The sequence below is a fragment of the Geodermatophilus ruber genome, from assembly GCF_900114385.1.
Classification (GTDB): Bacteria; Actinomycetota; Actinomycetes; order Mycobacteriales; family Geodermatophilaceae; genus Geodermatophilus; species Geodermatophilus ruber.
In genome coordinates this window covers 279,763-298,115 of record NZ_FOSW01000005.1, presented here as the reverse complement: position 1 = coordinate 298,115, position 18,353 = coordinate 279,763, and the positions used below count along the sequence as shown (strand labels likewise).

13 protein-coding genes, 1 tRNA gene and 1 pseudogene are annotated in these 18,353 nt (G+C 71.0%); 8 read left to right on the top strand and 7 right to left on the bottom strand.

The genetic code is table 11. From position 1 onward, the window contains the following. Positions 1–332, top strand: a pseudogene (locus tag BMZ50_RS10980) (IS982 family transposase); the annotation flags it as partial. Between the two features lie 62 nt (positions 333–394). On the opposite strand, the gene arcC reads toward BMZ50_RS10980, so the two are convergent. Next, entirely contained in the window at positions 395–1,363 is a 969-nt protein-coding gene (arcC, locus tag BMZ50_RS10975) for a carbamate kinase (RefSeq protein WP_091324145.1), read from the bottom strand. 171 nt (positions 1,364–1,534) lie between these two features. Here arcC and BMZ50_RS10970 point away from each other — a divergent pair, with 171 nt between their 5' ends. The 6 genes from BMZ50_RS10970 to BMZ50_RS10945 all read left to right on the top strand — a co-directional run bounded on the left by BMZ50_RS10970 (position 1,535) and on the right by BMZ50_RS10945 (position 10,751). Then, complete coding sequence (locus BMZ50_RS10970; protein WP_091324143.1) at positions 1,535–2,755, top strand: arginine deiminase; 1,221 nt, start codon at positions 1,535–1,537, stop codon at positions 2,753–2,755. 18 nt (positions 2,756–2,773) lie between these two features. After that, a complete protein-coding gene (argF, locus tag BMZ50_RS10965; protein WP_091324141.1) occupies positions 2,774–3,775 on the top strand; it encodes an ornithine carbamoyltransferase in 1,002 nt (333 codons plus the stop codon). Between the two features lie 62 nt (positions 3,776–3,837). Next, on the top strand, positions 3,838–5,256 hold the full coding sequence (locus tag BMZ50_RS10960) for an APC family permease (RefSeq protein ID WP_091324138.1): 1,419 nt from the start codon (positions 3,838–3,840) through the stop codon (positions 5,254–5,256). A 37-nt stretch (positions 5,257–5,293) separates the two neighbouring features. Continuing rightward, positions 5,294–6,595 (top strand): APC family permease, encoded by a 1,302-nt coding sequence (locus BMZ50_RS10955; protein ID WP_091324136.1) that lies wholly within the window; start codon positions 5,294–5,296, stop codon positions 6,593–6,595. Positions 6,596–6,861: 266 nt separating this feature from the next. Beyond that, a complete protein-coding gene (locus BMZ50_RS10950) occupies positions 6,862–7,926 on the top strand; it encodes a polyphosphate kinase 2 family protein (protein ID WP_218146202.1) in 1,065 nt (354 codons plus the stop codon). Positions 7,927–7,949: 23 nt separating this feature from the next. Then, positions 7,950–10,751 carry a cation-translocating P-type ATPase gene (locus tag BMZ50_RS10945; protein WP_091324134.1) on the top strand — a complete coding sequence of 934 codons (2,802 nt, stop codon included), beginning with the start codon at positions 7,950–7,952 and terminating at the stop codon, positions 10,749–10,751. Positions 10,752–11,343: 592 nt separating this feature from the next. Here BMZ50_RS10945 and BMZ50_RS10935 read toward each other — a convergent pair. Continuing rightward, positions 11,344–11,416 (bottom strand) — tRNA-Asn (locus BMZ50_RS10935). 138 nt (positions 11,417–11,554) lie between these two features. On the opposite strand from BMZ50_RS10935, the gene BMZ50_RS10930 reads away from it, so the two are divergent. Beyond that, positions 11,555–11,764, top strand: a complete 210-nt coding sequence (locus BMZ50_RS10930) for a hypothetical protein (protein ID WP_091324132.1) — start codon at positions 11,555–11,557, stop codon at positions 11,762–11,764. A gap of 1 nt (position 11,765) precedes the next feature. Here the strand turns inward: BMZ50_RS10930 and BMZ50_RS10925 are convergent, their stop codons facing one another. From BMZ50_RS10925 to ppdK, 5 genes are all read right to left on the bottom strand, one after another. Beyond that, the gene (locus BMZ50_RS10925) at positions 11,766–12,347 is read right to left on the bottom strand and encodes a hypothetical protein (protein ID WP_091324129.1); all 582 of its coding nucleotides are present in this window, start codon (positions 12,345–12,347) and stop codon (positions 11,766–11,768) included. Beyond that, positions 12,344–14,227, bottom strand: a complete 1,884-nt coding sequence (gene dnaG, locus BMZ50_RS10920) for a DNA primase (protein WP_091324127.1) — start codon at positions 14,225–14,227, stop codon at positions 12,344–12,346. The genes BMZ50_RS10925 and dnaG overlap by 4 nt, the downstream gene beginning before the upstream one ends. Further along, the gene (locus BMZ50_RS10915; protein WP_091324124.1) at positions 14,227–14,739 is read right to left on the bottom strand and encodes a hypothetical protein; all 513 of its coding nucleotides are present in this window, start codon (positions 14,737–14,739) and stop codon (positions 14,227–14,229) included. Before BMZ50_RS10915 ends, dnaG begins: the two co-directional genes overlap by 1 nt. Positions 14,740–14,752: 13 nt before the next feature. Beyond that, positions 14,753–15,358 (bottom strand): YdcF family protein, encoded by a 606-nt coding sequence (locus BMZ50_RS10910; protein ID WP_245753554.1) that lies wholly within the window; start codon positions 15,356–15,358, stop codon positions 14,753–14,755. A 164-nt stretch (positions 15,359–15,522) separates the two neighbouring features. Continuing rightward, on the bottom strand, positions 15,523–18,234 hold the full coding sequence (gene ppdK / locus BMZ50_RS10905) for a pyruvate, phosphate dikinase (protein WP_245753551.1): 2,712 nt from the start codon (positions 18,232–18,234) through the stop codon (positions 15,523–15,525). Positions 18,235–18,353: the final 119 nt, after the last annotated feature.

The window sequence follows — 18,353 nt, the reverse complement described above, 5'->3', positions numbered from 1 at the left end:
GGCCGGGGCTGCTGCTCATCGCCGACAAGGGCTACATCTCCGCCGAACTCGACGACTACCTGCACCGGCGCGGCGCCGATCTGCTGCGCCCGTCCCTGCGCCACCGCGCACCCCGGCCCGGCCAGGGCCTGCTGGCGCCGATCCGGCAGCTCATCGAGTCCGTCTACGACACCCTCAAAGGCCAGCTGGACCTGGAACTGCACGGCGCACGCACGCTCACCGGCGTGGCTACCCGCGTCGCTCAACGGATCCTGGCCTTGACCGCCGCGATCTGGCACAACCGCGCCACCGGCCAGCCGATCACCCGATCCCTGATCGCCTACGACCACTGATCGAGTTCGGACTTACTCGTCTAGTCCCTGTGCCGCGAGTGGTCGCTTATCCCCTGGTCGGGTCACCGATCGCGCCCGGCATGGACCGAACCTGCGACCAAGTGCTGAGCAGACGGGCCGTCCGCCACGACGTTGGTGCCGGCGTCACCCGCGACGATCCGCGTGATGTCGGAGAGTGCACCGATCGCGGCGCGCCGACCGGTCTTCGTCACGAATCGGGTTGCGGCACCGACCTTCGGACCCATGGACCCCGCTGCGAACTCGTAGCGGGACAGCTCCTCAATCGTCACCGTGTCCAGGCGCCGCTGCCCCGGTGTGCCCCAGTCGACGTAAACACCGTCGACGTCGGTCGCCATGACGAACAGGTCGGCACCCACGTCACGGGCCACCAGCTCGCTGGCGAGGTCCTTGTCGATCACCGCCTCCACACCGATCAAATCACCCGGTTCGGACGTGGAGTAGGTCGTGGGGATGCCCCCTCCGCCGGCACAGATGACCACGGTCCCTCGGTCCAGGAGCCAGGTGATCGGCTCGATCTCCAGGACCCGATTGGGTTCCGGCGAGGGCACGACCCGACGCCAGGCCCGGCCGTCCTGCCGGACCGTCCAGCCCTTCTCCGACGCCAGCGCTTCGGCCGCATCCTGGAGATACGTAGGACCGACGAACTTGGTGGGAGCCGCGAATGCGGGGTCGGCCGGATCCACGACGATCATCGTGAGCAGAGTGACCACCTGACGCTCCGGGGGCAGCCGGGTCCTGAGCTCCTGCTGGATCAGATACCCGATCATGCCCTCGGTGCCGGCGTCGAGGACGTCCAGCGGGTAGGGCTCGACGCCCCGGTAGGCCTCGGCCTGTAGTGACAGCAAGCCCACCTGCGGCCCGTTGCCGTGGACGACGACGATGCTGTGCTCGCCGGCGAGCGGGGCGATCGCCTCTGCTGCGATCCGCACGTTGCGGCGCTGCACCTCGGTGGTCATAGGGTCGGAGCGGCGCAGCAGCGCGTTGCCGCCCAGTGCGATGACGATTCGCACAGCTGCCCCCTGCATCGCCGCTTTCAAGGCTCGATTGGCAGACGGTAGGGACATTCGGCAGCAGTGCGGTTCATCCGAAGGAGATGAGCAACCTCCGCGGTGACCCGGCGAAACTCTTCGACGCGACCGGTGTTGTGCCGGGACGAAGGCCGCAGTGCGAGGTGATCGGCAATGGCGTTCGGCGTGCACTCTGAGGTCGGCAGGCTGCGGAAGGTGATGGTCCATCGCCCCGGTCTGGAGCACACCCGGTTGACCCCGTCGAACGCCGAGGAGCTGCTCTTCGACGACGTGCTGTGGGTGGATCGGGCGAAGTCGGAACACGACGCCTTCTGCGCGGTCATGCGGGAGCGCGGGGTCGAGGTGTACGAGGCCGAGCGGCTGCTCGCTGAGGCGCTAGCGGAGCCCGACGCCAAGGACTGGGTCTGCCGCCACATCCTGAACGAGCGCGAGGTCGGTGTCGGCGCCTCGGCCCGGGCTCGTGAGTGGGTCGACGAGGCCGAGCCGGCACTGGTGGCGGACTTCCTCATCGGGGGGATCACCAAGGCCGACGTGGCCCGGGACCTCGGGCTGGTGTGGCAGTCGAGCACGTCCACCACCATGCTCCTACCGCCCTTGCCCAACTTCATCTTCCAGCGCGACCCCTCGTGCTGGATCTACGACGGCGTCACGCTCAACCCGATGACCAAGCCGGCTCGCAAGCCGGAGACGATGATCGTGGAGACGATCTACCGCTTCCACCCCATGTTCAGCAGCGAGAAGTTCCCGATCTGGCTCGGTGGTGCGGACGAGGACTGGGGACGCAGTCACGTCGAGGGCGGCGACGTGCAGCCCATCGGCAACGGCGCGGTCATGATCGGCATGGGGGAGCGGACCACCCCGCAGGCGGTGTTGTGGATCGCCCGCTCGCTGTTCCGGTCGGGGTCGGCCGGCGTGGTGCTGGCGGTGCTCCTGCCGAAGTCCCGCAGCTACATGCACCTCGACACGGTCATCACGATGTGCGACCGGGACCTGGTCACCGCCTACCCACCCGTGGTCTCCGGGGCCCGCATCTGGACGATCCGGCCCGGTGACGCCCCCGACGACCTCGTGGTCGAGGAGGCGCACGGGTCGCTGCCCCAGCTCATGGCGACCGCCCTCGGGATCGGAGAGATGCGGGTCATCGAGACCGGCGGGGACGCGTTCGGGGCCGAGCGCGAGCAGTGGGACGACGGCAACAACGTCGTCGCCCTCGAGCCCGGCGTCGTCGTCGCCTACGAGCGCAACACCAGCACCAATGCCGCCCTGCGCGAGGCCGGCATCGAGGTTCTCACGATCGAGGGCTTCGAGCTGGGGCGTGGTCGCGGTGGCGGCCACTGCATGACCTGTCCCGTGCAGCGCGACCCCGCTGTCTGAGCCGACCGGGAGCTCCGCATGGCGTTCAACCTGAAGAACCGCAGCTTCCTCAAAGAGATCGACTTCGAGCCCGGGGAGCTGCGCTACCTGCTGCGCCTCGCCGAGGCGCTGAAGCTGGCCAAGTACGCCGGCACCGAGGTCAAGCGTCTCGACGGCAAGGAGATCGCGCTGATCTTCGAGAAGACGTCGACCCGGACCCGCTCCGCGTTCGAGGTCGCCGCCTACGACCAAGGCGCGCACGTGACCTACCTCGACCCGTCCGGCTCCCAGCTGGGACACAAGGAGTCGATCGCCGACACCGCCGCCGTCCTCGGCCGCATGTACGACGCGATCGAGTTCCGTGGCAACGAGCAGGACGACGTCGAGGCCCTCGCGGCGCACGCCGGCGTGCCGGTGTACAACGGGCTGACCAACGAGTGGCATCCCACCCAGATGCTGGCCGACTTCCTCACCATGCACGAGGCCAGCAACAAGCCCTACGACCGGCTCGCGTACGCCTACGTCGGGGACTGCCGTTTCAACATGGGCCGGTCGCTGCTGGTGATGGGCGCGCTGATGGGCAGCGACGTCCGGCTCACCGGGCCGACCGCGCTGTACCCGCCCAAGGACGTCGTCCAGCTCGCCGAGGAGATCGCCGGCCGGACCGGTGCCCGCGTCACGCTGACCGACGACCCCGCGGACGCCGTCGCGGGCGTCGACTTCGTGCACACCGACGTCTGGGTCTCCATGGGCGAGGCCAAGGACGTCTGGACCGACCGGGTCGGGCTGCTGGCTCCCTATCAGGTGAACGCCGACCTGCTGGAGAAGACGGGGAACCCGGCGGTCAAGTTCATGCACTGCCTGCCCGCCTTCCACGACTCCAACACGGTCGTCGGCGCCGAGATCATGGGCCACACCGGCATGAGCTCTGGTCTCGAGGTCACGAACGAGGTCTTCGAGTCGGCAGCCAGCATCGTCTTCGACCAGGCAGAGAACCGACTGCACACCATCAAGGCGGTCCTCGTCGCCACCCTCGCCTGACGACCTCGCGGTGCCGGCCAGTCACGGGACTGCCCGGCACCGCTACCACGAAGGGGTCGGCCATGACCGATCGAGTCGACACCCCGCGGGAAGACGCCGGTTCCGCAGCGGAAGCCCCTGCCCGGGAGAGCGTCCAGCAGTTCGGCCTCCCGGCCGCCATGGCGCTCATCGTCGGGAGCATCATCGGGGTCGGGGTCTTCAACCTGCCGACGTCCCTGGCCGCGTACGGGCCCATCACGCTGGTCTCGATGGCGCTGACAACCGTCGGGGCGCTCGCGCTGGCGTTGCTGTTCGCGGCCCTGTCGCGCCGGCTGCCGTCGGACGGCGGTCCCTACGCGTACGCGCGGGTCGCGTTCGGCAACCCGCTCGGGTTCGCGAACGCCTGGTCGTACTGGATCACGGCCTGGGCCGGCAACGCGGCCATCGCGGTCGGCTGGGTGCTCTACGTCGAGCACTTCATCAACAAGGACCACGACCGGCTCATCTCCGTGCTCCTGGTGCTGGTCGGCCTGTGGATACCGGCCGCCGTCAACCTCTCCGGCGTCAAGAACATGGGCTCTGTCCAGGTGATCACCACGATCATCAAGTTCGCGGTGCTCGCCTTCGTCTCGATCGTCGGACTGTTCTTCATCCAGTCCGCCAACTTCACGCCGTGGAACGTCAGCGGCCAGAGCACGATCGCGGCGATCGGCGGGGGCATGGCGATCGCCCTGTTCAGCTATCTCGGGGTCGAGTGCGCCGCCGTGGCCGCGGCGAAGGTGCGCGACCCCGACCGCAACGTCCCGCGGGCGACGATCCTGGGCACGATCGCCACCGCGGTGGTCTACATGCTGTCGCTCACGGTCGTGTTCGGCGTCCTGCCGAGCTCGCAGCTGGCCGAGGCGAGCGCGCCGTTCTCGGACGTCGCCAACGCCATGTTCGGCGGCACCTGGGCCGGCAACGTCCTCGCCATCGCCGTCATCATCTCCGGCCTCGGGGCGCTCAACGGCTGGACCATGATCTGCGCGGAGATGCCGCTGGCCGCGGCGAAGGACGGGCTCTTCCCGCCTGCGTTCAAGCGCCTCTCGAGGAACGGTGTGCCGGCGTTCGGCATCATCGCGTCCACGCTGCTCGCGTCGGTCGCCATGGCCGTCAACTACCTCGGCTCCGGCGGCGCCACGGTATTCACGACGCTCGTCCTGATGACCGGCATCACCGCAGCCATCCCGTACGGGTTCTCGGCGCTGGCGCAGCTGAAGTGGCGCCTGGCCGATCACCGGACGCTGGACACGCCTCGGTTCGTGCGCGACACGGTCGTCGCCGGGCTCTCCTTGGTCTTCTCGATCCTGTTCATCTGGTACTCGCGCAACACCGGCAACGACCCGTTGATCTACTGGGCCCCCTTCCTGCTGGCCGCAGGCGCGCTGCTGCTCGGGGGCCCGGTCTACCTGTCACAGCGCAAGCACCTGACGCCGCCACCACCGGTGCCGGCGTACCGGTGAACGGCGCGGCAGCGCGTCGAGCGGGAGGGCGGAGGTCATGACATCGCCTGAGACGAAGTACCTCACGGTGCGGCAGGCCGCGTTCATCGGCGTGGGGGCGATGGTGGGCGCCGGGATCTTCGCCCTGCTCGGCGCGGCCGGAGAGGTGGCCGGCGCGGCAGTCTGGTTGTCCTTCCTGATCGCGGGCGTGATCGCCGCGTTGCAGGGCTACTCGTTCGCCAAGCTCGGCGCGCGGTTCCCGTCGGCAGGCGGACTCATCGAGTACGTGGCCAAGGGCTTCGGCGACGGACACGTCACCGGCGTCACCGCGTGGCTGACCTACTCGGCCAACGCCATCGTGACCGCCATGGTCGCCGTGTCGTTCGGCAGCTACGCCAGCGCCGTCTTCACCGACGAGAGCGCGGCCTGGGTCAAGTTCTTCGCCGTGCTGGTCATCGTCGCGATGACCGCCGTGAACATCGTCGGATCGAATCTGGTCGCCAGGGCACAGACCGTGGTCGTCTACGTGGTCATCGGGATCCTCGTCGTCTTCGCCGTGGTGACGCTCGTCAACATGGACCCGTCGTTGCTGGCCTTCTCGGGCTACCCACCGCTGCAGGACATCGTCTCCAGCGTCGCGCTGACGTTCTTCGCCTTCCTCGGCTTCGGCATCATCACCTTCACGGCGAAGGACCTGTCGAACCCGTCGCGTCAACTGCCCAGGGCGATGTTCCTGGCGCTCACCATCGCGACCGTCATCTACGTCGCCATCGCGCTGGGTGTCTTCGGCACGCTGACCGTCGAGAAGGTGATCGACTCGGGCGGCACCGCGCTGGCCGTCGCCGCGCAGCCCTCGCTCGGCGACGCCGGCTACACGCTGATGGCGATCACGGCCTTGTTCGCCACCGCCGGGGCCACCAACGCCGGGCTGTACCCGGCGGCGGGGCTGTCCGAGCGGCTGGCGGAGACGGGGCAGTTCCCCGGCCTCATGGCGCGACGGCTCGGCGGCCGGGCGTCCGTGGGCCTGCTGGTCGAAGCGGCGGCGTGCGTGCTGCTGGCCGTCTTCTTCAACCTGGACGCCATCGCCTCGATCGGCAGCGCGGTCGCGTTGCTGATCTTCACCTTCATCACCGCGGCGCACTTCCGCGTCCGCACGGAGACCGGCGCGAATGCCCTCGTCCTGTCCGCCGCCATCGCCTCGTCCGCGGTGGTGCTCGTGACGTTCGTGCTCACCACGCTGATCCACGAGCCGGCGTCGGTCATCACGCTGCTCGGGATCCTCGTGCTCAGCGTCGCGCTGGACGTCGGCTGGAAGCGAACCGGAGCCGGCCGGGCGCGGCCGGTCGCACCAGCGACCTAGTGACGTACGGCCAGAAGGCCACGACCGGGCATGCCTTTCCAGTCCGTGTCTGAGCCACCTATAGGGCCTCGCCCGGCTGATCTCACGTGACCCAGCACGCGCACCGGCTGCGTGAGGGCCGGGCACGAGCCCTCCCGACTCACCCTGAGGGGGGGATGTCGACCCGGCGGGTCAGCGACAACCTGGCCCGGGGCGGCCGCGAGTGCGCAGGTGGCGGCCCTTCGGGAACTGCGCGGATCGCACGGCATCAGTTCGGAGGAATGGCTGTGGTGGAGGTGACCGACGAGCGCAGGCAGCGCATCGCGGACTTCATCGAGCCGCTGCGGGTGCGGCCCGGGAGCGCGGTCGACCTGAGCCGGGACTTCGATCCCGGCTACCGGTCCGACCAGTTGCGCAAGAAGAAGGACGGCGTCGAACTGCTGAACGCGGGCATCGCCCTGCTGGCCGACTACCAGAGACGGCTCGCCGCCGAGAACAGCCACGGGGTGCTCATGTGCCTGCAGTCCCTCGACGCGGGTGGCAAGGACGGGACCATCCGCCACGTCATGAGCGGGGTGAACCCGCAAGGGGTGCGCGTCAGCAGCTTCAAGGTCCCCTCCGCCGCGGAACTCGCCCACGACTACCTGTGGCGCTACGCCGCCCGCCTGCCCGCCCGTGGGGAGATCGGCATCTTCAACCGGTCGCACTACGAGGAGGTCCTCGTGGTCCGGGTGCACCCCGAAGCACTGGCCCGCCAACGACTGGACGCGATCGGCGACGGCATCTGGGACCGCCGCTACCGGGAGATCAACGACTGGGAGCGCTACCTGGTCGACAACGGGATCACGGTGGTGAAGCTCTTCCTCAACCTGTCCAAGGAGGAGCAGCGGGTCCGCTTCCTCAAGCGCATCGACGTGCCCGAGCGCAACTGGAAGTTCTCCGCCGCCGACGCCCGCGAACGGCGGCGGTGGGACGATTACCAGCACGCCTTCTCCCAGATGCTGTCGGCGACCAGCACCGAGAAGGCCCCGTGGTACGTCATCCCCGCCGATCGCAAGTGGTTCGCCCGCATCTGCGCCGGCGCCGTCCTGGCCCAGGCGCTGATCGACATCGACCCGCAGTACCCGACGGTCGACGCGGACGCGCTGCGCGACCTCGCCGACGCGAAGCGGGAGCTCGAGGCCCAGGCCCCCGGCGGTGCCGCGCCGGATCCCTTCGCCCCCTCGCACGACGGGCACGGGCACCACCGGACGAACGGCCACGGCAAGACCAAGGGCAAGGGCAAGGGCAGCAGCAAGGGCAACCGCTCGAGGAGCGACGCGGGAACCGGCACCAGGGCGAAGCCCCGCTGAGGGGTGTGGGATCGGAGGCGACGGTGAGCACCGGGCACTCCCTCGTGGGCTCGACGACGAGCGACGTCGAGTGGTACTCGCGGTCACCTGCCGCGGTCGCGGACGCCCTGGGGGTGACCCCGGCCGCCGGCCTGCCGGCAGCGACAGCGGCGGAACGGCTGCGCGCCGACGGCCCGAACGCGCTCAGCGAGGAGAAGCCGAGGCCGGGCTGGCTCCGCTTCCTCGAGCAGTACCGCAGCTACATGCAGATCATCCTGGTGGCGGCCGCCGTGGTCTCGCTCCTGATCGCCGAATGGGGCACCGCCGTCCTCCTCGTGGTGCTGACCGTGCTCAACGCGGTGATCGGGCTGCGCCAGGAGGGCAAGGCCGAGAGCGCGATGAACGCGCTGAAGTCGATGATGAAGCCGACGGCCCGGGTCCGCCGCGACGGCCAGGACGCCGAGATCCCCGCCGAGCAACTGGTCGTGGGCGACGTCGTCCTGCTCGCCGCCGGCGACCAGGTCCCGGCCGACGGCCGGATCATCGAGGCGAGCTCCCTGCAGATCGACGAGTCGGCGCTGACCGGGGAGAGCGTCCCCGCGCTCAAGGGCGCCCCGAGCCTCGAGGGCCGTGGGCTCGGCCCGGGCGACCAGACCGACATGGCCTTCATGAACACGCCCGTGACGCACGGCAGCGGGACCATGATCGTCACCGGCACCGGCGCGGACACCGAGCTCGGGAAGATCGCGGCGATGCTGACGGCCAAGGGCCGGGAGAAGACGCCGCTCACCGCCGAACTCGACCGGCTGACGCTCTGGATCGGGGCCGCCGCCGGTCTCACGATGATCGTGATGATCGTGCTCGGCCGCTCCCGGGGCGAGGCCTGGGACGTCTTGTTCGTCAGTGCGGTGACCCTGGCGATCGCCGCGGTCCCCGAGGCGCTGCCGACGGTGACCCAGATGATCCTGTCCCTCGGCGGTGTGGACCTGGCCAAGCGCAACGCGATCGTCAAGGAACTGCCGTCCGTCGAGACGCTGGGGTTCACGTCCGCGATCAACTCGGACAAGACCGGCACGCTGACGATGAACCAGATGACGGTCGTCGAGGTCATCGACCCGGGTGACCGGTACACCGTCTCCGGCACCGGCTACTCCCTGGACGGTCGGGTCCACCACGCCGCAGGGACGTCGCCCTCCATCGAGGACGCGATCCTGCCCTACGTCGCCGCCAGTGACGCGCAACTCGTGGACGGACGGGTCGTCGGTGACCCCACCGAGGGTGCCCTGCTCGTGCTGGCGCACAAGGCCGGCCTCGACATCGACGCCACGCGCGACCGGCTCCCCCGGCTGGCCACCCTGCCGTTCGACCCGACGTACAAGCTCATGGCGACGTTCCACGCGGTCACCGGCGCCGACGGTCGGCCGGTCGTCCGGTGTTTCGTGAAGGGCGCCGCGCCGGCCGTGATGTCCCGGGCGGCCACCGCCCTCGCCGGCGGCGGCGGCTCCGTCCCCTGGGACACCGGCCTGCAGGAGCGGGCGCAGGCGCACGTGGAGCGGATGGGACGCGCCGGACGACGTGTCATGGCCTCGGCCGTGCGCGACCTGGACGCGGCCGGGTTCGATCCTCAGGGCGACCTGCTGCAGTACGTCACCGACCTGCAGATGACCAGCCTGGTCGGGATGGTGGACCCGCCGCGGGCGGAGTCCAAGGCCGCCGTCGCCAGCGCCCAGGCCGCCCACATCCGGGTCCGCATGGTGACCGGCGACGACGTCGTCACCGGCGCCGCGATCGCCGACCAGCTCGGCATCCCCGGCGAGTCCATCCTGGGCGAGGAGTTCGCCGCGCTGCCGGAGGACGAGCGACTGGCCCGCATCGACCGCATCGGCGTGGTGGGCCGCGTGGCGCCCGAGCACAAGGTGCTGCTCGTCGACACCCTGAAGAAGAAGGGCGACGTCGTCGCGATGACCGGCGACGGGGTCAACGACGCACCGGCCATCCACGCGGCGGACATCGGGATCGCCATGGGCAGCGGGACCGACGTCGCGAAGAACGCCGGCCGGATGGTCCTCTCGGACGACGACTTCGCGACGATCGTCTTCGCCGTCGAACAGGGCCGGAAGATCTACGACAACCTGACCAAGTACATCCGCTTCGTGCTGATCCTGCTCGTCGCCTTCGTGCTCACGTTCCTCGGCGCCAGTCTGTTCAACATCGCGGCCGGGGAGCCGTTCACACCCGCCCAGGTCCTGTGGATCCACTTCTTCGTCAACGCGGCCTTCGGCCTGGCGCTCGGCTTCGACCAGGAGACCCCCGGGCTCATGCGCACCCGCCCGCGACCCCGCGGGCAGTCCCTGCTGACGCCGCGGCTCATCGTCACCGTCGGCCTCATCGGCCTGCTGATCACCGTCGGCCTGCTCCTGCTGCTCTCGGTCGGCACCGAGAGGTTCGGCAGCCTCGAGGTGGCCCGGTCCGTGGCGTTCACATCCTTCTCGCTGATGCTCATCGTGGCCGCCCTCGAGTGCCGCAGCGAGACCCAGTCCGTGCTGACCACGGCCACGTTCGACAGCAAGCAGATGAACTGGACGCTGCTCGGCGAGTTCGTGCTCGCGGTCCTCGTCACCCAGATGGACGTCTTCAACAGGCTGCTGGACACGACTCCGATCACCCTGGCCCAGTTCGGCTGGGCGCTGGTGCCGGCCGTGGCGCTGCTGCTGCTCTGGGAGGCGGGCAAGGCCGTCATCCGGCAGGCCCATGCCCGTCGGCGGCCACCGGCCGGGACCGAAACGACAGCTCCCCGGCGGGGTGAGTCGCCACCCGCCATCCCACACCCCCGCGGGGCATCGTGAACGCGGTCGGCGGTCGCGCCCGACCGTCGGTTCGTCCCGGCACGCAGCCAGACGGAGAGGGACGTCCGCGAGGTCGTGGCGGCCCTGGTCGTGAAGCCTCCTCGTAGTGCCTTCGACCGCCTGCTGCGGTCGGTCATGGTGAGGACGACCCCGATCGGAGTCGGGAGCGGTTGTGCGTCGTGACGGCCCTGTGGGCCGGGCGCAGCGCTCTCAATGCGCGGCGGTGCAGTTCACCGAGGCAGGGGCGCTGCTGAAGCGGCATGTCCGCCACAGAGCGGTGGTCGCACGGCGATCGAGGTCATCCGGGTCGATCGGTCCAGTGCCGTCTGAACAAGATCTCCGCTGTCCGGGGCGGCAGATCTTCTTCCACCTCGGCGTCGTGGTTGGCCAGGATGCGGGCGACATAGGCGTCGGCCTCTGCCCGCTTGTCCTGGGCGTCGCAGGCCGCGACGAGGTCGAGCAGCGGAACGTCCTCGTAGCTCTCGGCCTTCAGCCCCGGGGATCAAGGGCCGACCAGATAACGAGAAGTGGGGACAAAATGGGGCCAGTTAGCCGCGCTAACGCCAAGGCAGGCCGCCGACCTGCGGTGTTGCTCCCCCGATTGGACTCGAACCAATAACCCTGCGATTAACAGTCGCATGCTCTGCCAATTGAGCTACGGGGGACCGGCGGGGTGACCCGCTCGCCTGGACGAGGGTACCCCACGCCGTCCGCGGCACCGCGGAGGGTGCCTGGCGTCGCGCGTCACACACCGCCACGGTTACCGTGATCGTCCGTTCCCCGGATCGCGCTGGAGGTTCCCCGTGGCGAAGCTGTCCTTCCTCGCCGGCTTCGGTGCCGGATACGTGCTCGGGTCCAAGGCCGGCCGCGAGCGCTACGAGCAGATCCGCCGCGCGTGGGGCCAGGCCAAGGAGAACCCGCAGCTGCAGGGGCTGGCCGGGATGGCCCAGGCCCGCGCCGACGCCGTGGTGCACTCGGTGAAGACCCGCATGGGCAACGAGACGCCCCGCTGACTCAGCTCGGCCGCTCGGCGGCGACGGCGTCGGCCAGCTTCTGCCGGGCGGCCTCCCGGGCGACCGGGTCGCTGCGGTCGGCGTCGTCGTCGAACACGACCGCCCACTCCCGCTCGGCCTGACCGGGCACTCGCCGCGCGACCAGCACCACCCCGCCCCTGCCGGGGAGGGGGGCGCGGTGGCTGGCGACCACCGTCTGGTTCACCCGCCGGCGGACGACGGCCGGCAGGTCCCCCGCCTCGGCGAGCGCGTGGCGCTCCACGGGCAGGCGCGCCTGGACGCCGGGCTCCACCTCGGTCAGCGCCGTCACCTCGAACCGGCCGCCGCCCTCGCCGGTCGCCGTCCAGCGGGCCGAGCCCACCTCGTGCCAGTGGAGCACCTCGACCGTCCCGGCGCGGTCGAGCGGTAGGCCTGTCGGCACCCGCCGGAGCCCGCGGGAGGTGGCGACCAGCCAGCCCTCGTCCCGCACCAGCACGCCCCAGGCGAGCACCCGCTCGTCGGGGTCCGTCGAGGCCGCAACGACCGCGCGCACCGCCTCCGGGGGGCGGGTGAACCGCCGGCGCAGCCGCTCGGCGAGACTCACTCGCCCAGCCCGCCCATCGCCCGCTTGCGCAGCGAGATCGCCTGCTGCTCGAGGGCCATGAGGTCGCTGAACGCCTTCATGTAGGCGTCCCCGGCCTCGACCGGGTTCATCCGCTGCAGCCGGCCCTTGAGCGCGGCCACCTGGCGGACGGTGTGCATCTCCTCCAGCCGGGCCAGCACGGCGTTCACGTACCCGCCGTCGGCCTCCCCCACCGACTGCATGGGCTCCACCGCCAGCGCGGTCAGCAGCGCGCGGGCGCTGTCCCGGGTGCAGCCGGCGGCCACCTCGTCCAGCCAGGCCGGGCCGGTGACCCGGGTGGCGGCCGCTCCCCCGGCGGTGGCGACCGCGGCCGCCACCGCCGCGTAGTCCGGATCGGTGTAGGCCGCCACGGGGATGGCGTCGAACGAGGGCCCGGCCAGCTCGGGCACCTGCAGCGCGGCCTTGATCGCCTCGCGCTCCACGGCGACCGCGATGTCGTCCGGCGACCGCTTCGGCGTCCGGACGCGGCCCCGCTGCGGCGTCGCCCCCTCCCCCGTCATCCGGCGGACCCGCTGGAGCACCTCGGCCTCGTCGGTGTTGCCGATCATCCCGGCCAGCTGGCGGGCGTAGGCCGGGCGCAGCGCGTGGTCCTTGATCTGCGCGACCAGCGGCGCGGTCTTCTCCAGCGCCGCCACCCGGCCCTCGACGGTGTCGAGGTCGTAGCCGGCCAGCGTCGTCTTCAGCACGAAGGCGATCAGCGGGGTCCGCCGGGCGACCAGGTCGCGGACGGCGGCGTCGCCGTGCGCCTGGCGCAGCTCGCACGGGTCCCGGCCGTCGGGCTCGACGGCGACGAACGTCTGGCCGACGAAGCGCTGGTCCTCGGCGAAGGTCTTCATCGCGGCGGCCTGGCCGGCGGCGTCCCCGTCGAAGGTGTAGATCACCTCGCCGCGGAACTCGTCCTGGTCCATGAGCAACCGGCGCAGCACGCTGATGTGCTCGGGGCCGAACGCCGTCCCGCAGGAGGCCACCGCGGTGGTCACCCCGGCCAGGTGGCAGGCCATGACGTCGGTGTAGCCCTCGACCACCACCGCCTGGTGCCGGCGGGCGATGTCCCGCTTGGCCCGCTCGATGCCGTAGAGGACGGTGCTCTTCTTGTAGAGCGGCGTCTCCGGGGTGTTGAGGTACTTGGGCCCCGGGTCGTCGTCCATGAGCTTGCGCGCACCGAAGCCGATGACGTCGCCGGTGATGTCCCGGATCGGCCAGACCAGCCGGCGGTGGAACCGGTCGATCAGCGTCCCGCGGGAGGACTCCTTGGCCAGCCCGGCGGTGACCAGCTCGGCCTGGGTGTAGCCCTTGGCGCGCAGGTGCCGGGTCAGCACGTCCCAGCCGCCGGGGGCGAAACCGCAGCTGAAGTCGAGGGCCACCTGCCGGTCGAACCCGCGGTCGGCGAGGAACTGGCGGGCCGGCGCGGCCTCGGGCGAGCCCAGCTGCTCGGCGTAGAACGCGGCCGCGGCGGTGTTGGCCGCCACCAGGCGGGCCCGCTGCCCGGGCTGCGCGCGGTCGGGGGCACCGGTGGGCCGGCCGCCGTCGTCCTCGTAGTGCAGCTCGACGTTCGCCCGCCCGGCCAGCAGCTCGACCGCCTCGGAGAAGGACAGGTGGTCGATCTGCTGGATGAAGGAGATGACGTCACCGCCCACCCCGCAGCCAAAACAATGAAAGAGATTTCTCGATGGGGTGACGTGGAAAGAAGGTGACTTCTCGTCGTGAAAAGGACACAGCCCCTTGAGGCTGCCGCCACCGGCGCGCTTGAGCTGCAGGTGCTCGCCGACGATCTCGTCGATCTTGCTCCGCTCGCGGACCAGCGCGATGTCGGCGGCCCGGATCCGTCCCCGGCCGGCCATCAGCTGCTCCCACCCACGATGACCGCGGCGCCGGCGCCCGCAGAGATCGTCGCGGCGTTCCGGCGGTTGATGACGACCTCCAGCCAGAGCAGGAAGACCCGGGCCTCCAGCGGCAGCGAGTCCTCGGCGCTCAGGGTCGGCCGCGGCGACCAGCCGCCGGTGGAGCCCACCTCGGCAACGACCCGCCCCTCGGTCGAGTACCGGTGCGTCCCCTTCCAGAAGGAGACGGTCTCGCGCCGCAGGGGCGCCCCCCCGAGGTCGACCTCCCAGGTGCCCTTCCAGAAGGAGGTCTGCCGCGCCCGCAGGCGGACCGACTCCTCCGGGTCGACCGCCCAGCGGGCGGTCAGCTCCCGCTTCCGGTTGGCGAAGAGCCACTCGCGGTCCCCGACGACGGCCGTGGCCGCCTCCTTCCAGTTCGACGCGCGGACGGTCGCGACCACCGCGCCGCCGCGCAGCACGGGCAGCACGCCCTTCTCGACGCCGGCCGAGCCGGCCTTGCCCACCTCGAGCACGGCTCCTCCTCGCTCAGCCGATCCCCGGTGCGCCGGCGACGCTCTCGCCGGTCACGCGGTACACCAGGTAGGCAGCAGTCTCGCGGAGGATGTAGCGGAACTGCGTGGTGCGGGTCTGCACCGCCGGGCCCTGCCGGGTCGGTGAGCTCTCCGCCTCGATCCCGGCGTCCTCGGCCATCCGCTCCGCGCGCATGGCGTGCCACGGGTCGGTCACCAGCACGGCGCGGGACCAGCCCTGCTCGGCGAAGGCCGCCGCGACGGCCCGCATGCTCTCCAGCGTGTCGACGCCCTCCTGCACCGCCAGCAGCGCCTCGGCGGGCATCCCCGCGCCCGCGAGGTAGTCCCGGCCGGCCTCGGCCTCGGTGAACTGGTCACCGGCCGCCTTGCCGCCCACGGTCACCACCACCGGCGCGACGCCGTCCTCGTAGAGCGACAGGGCGTGCTCGAGCCGCGCCTCGAAGACCGACGACGGCACGCCGTTGTACTGCGCCGACCCCAGCACGACGATCGCATCGGACGACGGGCGGGAGTCCTGCCGCGCCGTCCACCAGATCGCCGCGGCGGTGGAGCTGACCATCAGCACGAACGCGAGCACCAGGGCGCCGACGGCCCTGCCCACCAGGCTCCCGACACGTGACCCCACGCGTCATGGGTACCACGCGGTGCTGTCGGTTCGAGGCGCGCGGGGACGGTGCGTCCCGCCACCCCACCGTGACCTCCGGCAACCGGCTCCGCGACACGCGACCGACGGCCACCGCTGATCCCGGCGGGAGGGCAGCCCGATCAGGAGCCGGCGCGCTCGGCCCCCAGCGCCGCCCGGCCGGCCTCCAGCCGGGCCACCGGCACCCGGAACGGCGAACAGGACACGTAGTCCAGGCCCACCTCGTGGAAGAAGTGCACCGAGTCGGGGTCGCCGCCGTGCTCGCCGCAGATCCCGAGCTTGAGGTCGGGCCGGGCCCGACGGCCGCCCTCGACGCCGATCTGCACCAGCCGACCGACGCCGTCGAGGTCCAGCGACTCGAACGGGGAGATCCCGAAGATGCCCTTGTCCAGGTAGGCGTGGAAGAACGCCGCCTCGACGTCGTCCCGGGAGAAGCCCCAGGTCATCTGGGTGAGGTCGTTGGTGCCGAAGGAGAAGAACTCCGCCGACTGCGCGATCTCCTCCGCGGTCAGCGCGGCCCGGGGCACCTCGATCATCGTCCCGATCAGCGCCGGGACGTCGACCCCGCGGGCCTCCGCCACCTCGGCGAGCACCCGCTCGGACTCCTCCCGGATCGCCTCGAGCTCCTGCACCGCGCCGACCAGCGGGATCATGATCTCCGGCCGCGGGTCGCCGCCGGCCTTCCTCCGCTCCGCCGCGGCCTCGGCGATGGCCCGCACCTGCATCGCGAACAACCCGGGCACGACCAGGCCGAGCCGCACCCCGCGCAGCCCGAGCATCGGGTTCTGCTCGTGCAGCCGGCGGACGGCGGCCAGCAGCCGCAGGTTGGCCTCGTCGGGGTGGCCCTGCGCCTCGGCCACCGCCACCCGGACCGAGAGGTCGGTGAGGTCGGGCAGGAACTCGTGCAGCGGCGGGTCCAGCAGCCGCACCGTCACCGGCAGCCCGTCCATCTCCTCGAAGATCTCCAGGAAGTCCTGCCGCTGCAGCGGCTCCAGGGCGTCGAGGGCGGCCTGCCGCTCGTCGTCCCCCTCGGCGAGGATCAGCTTCTCCACCAGCTGCCGGCGCTCGCCGAGGAACATGTGCTCGGTCCGGCACAGCCCGATGCCCTGGGCGCCGAAGCGCCGGGCTCGGGCGGAGTCCTCCGGGGTGTCGGCGTTGGTGCGCACGCCCAGCCGCCGGCGGGAGTCGGCGTGGGTGAGGATCCGGTGCACGCTGCGCACCAGGTCGTCGGCCTCGTCGGACTCGGGGTCGATCTCGCCCTCGAAGTAGCGGACGACCGACGACGGCTCGACCGGCACCTCGCCGAGCCACACCTTGCCGGTCGACCCGTCGATGGAGATCACGTCGCCCTCGGTGACCTCCGTGCCGCCGGGCGCGGTGAACTTCTTCCCCGCCGTGTCGACGGTCAGCTCCTCGGCGCCGCAGACGCAGGTCTTGCCCATCCCGCGCGCGACGACGGCCGCGTGCGAGGTCTTGCCACCGCGGCTGGTCAGCACGCCCTCGGCGGCGATCATCCCGGCGAGGTCGTCGGGGTTGGTCTCCCGCCGGACGAGGACCACCTTCTCCCCGCGGCCGGCCCACTCCACCGCGGTCTCCGAGGAGAACACCGCCTTGCCGACGGCGGCGCCGGGCGAGGCGTTCATCCCCTGGGTGAGCTCCTGGGCGTCACCGCCGGAGACGAACCGCGGGAACATCAGCTGCCCCAGCTGGTCGCCGGTCACCCGGCGGACGGCCTCGTCCATGTCGATGAGGCCCTCGTCGACCAGCTGGGTGGCGATGACGAACGCAGCGGCCGCGGTGCGCTTGCCCACCCGCGTCTGCAGCATCCACAGTTTGTTGCGCTCGACGGTGAACTCGATGTCGCACAGGTCGCGGTAGTGCGACTCCAGCCGCTCCATGGTCCGCAGCAGCTCGTCGTAGGCGCCCTTGTCGATCCGCTCGAGCTCGGGCAGCGGCACGGTGTTGCGGATGCCGGCGACGACGTCCTCCCCCTGCGCGTTCTGCAGGTAGTCGCCGTACACCCCCTGCGCGCCGCTGCCGGGATCGCGGGTGAAGGCCACGCCGGTACCCGAGTCGGGCCCGAGATTGCCGAAGACCATGGCGACGACGTTGACCGCGGTGCCCGCGTCGCCGGGGATGCGCTCGCGGCGGCGGTAGAGGATCGCCCGCTCGGAGTTCCACGAGTCGAAGACGGCGTTGATGGCGAGATCCAGCTGCTCGCGGGGGTCCTGCGGGAAGTCCCGGCCGCACTGCTCGGCCACGATCGCCTTGAACCGGCCGACGACGTCCTCGAGGTGCGCGGCGTCCAGGTCGAGGTCTGAGTCGGTGCCCTGCTCCCGCTTCACCTCGTCGAGGGCGTGCGCGAACAGCTCCCCGTCGATGTCCAGCACGGTCTTGCCGAACATCTGGATCAGCCGGCGGTAGGAGTCCCAGGCGAAGCGTTCGCTGCCCGACTGCGCGGCCAGGCCGCGCACCGACTCGTCGTTGAGCCCGACGTTGAGGACGGTCTCCATCATCCCGGGCATGGAGGCCGCCGCGCCCGAGCGCACCGAGACCAGCAGCGGGTCGGCGGGGTCCCCGAGGGTCTTGCCCATCGCCTTCTCCAGCGCGCTCAGGTGCTCGGTGACCTGGTCGGCGAGGTCCGGCGGGGTGCTGCCCTGCTCGAGGTAGTAGCGGCAGGCGTCGGTGGTGATGGTGAACCCGGGCGGCACGGGCAGCCCGAGGTTGGTCATCTCGGCCAGGTTCGCGCCCTTGCCGCCCAGCAGGTCCTTCTGGTCCTTGCTGCCCTGGCTGAACTCGTAGACCCAGGTCGTCCGCCCGGTACCGCTGGTCACGTGTGCACCTCCGCGTCCTCGCCGGTGCCCTTCGCGTGCAGGCATGGTGCCGCACCGGGCACCGCCGGTTGGTACCCCGCGGCACGCCTCCTGGATCGGGAAGGACGACGACGCGGGGC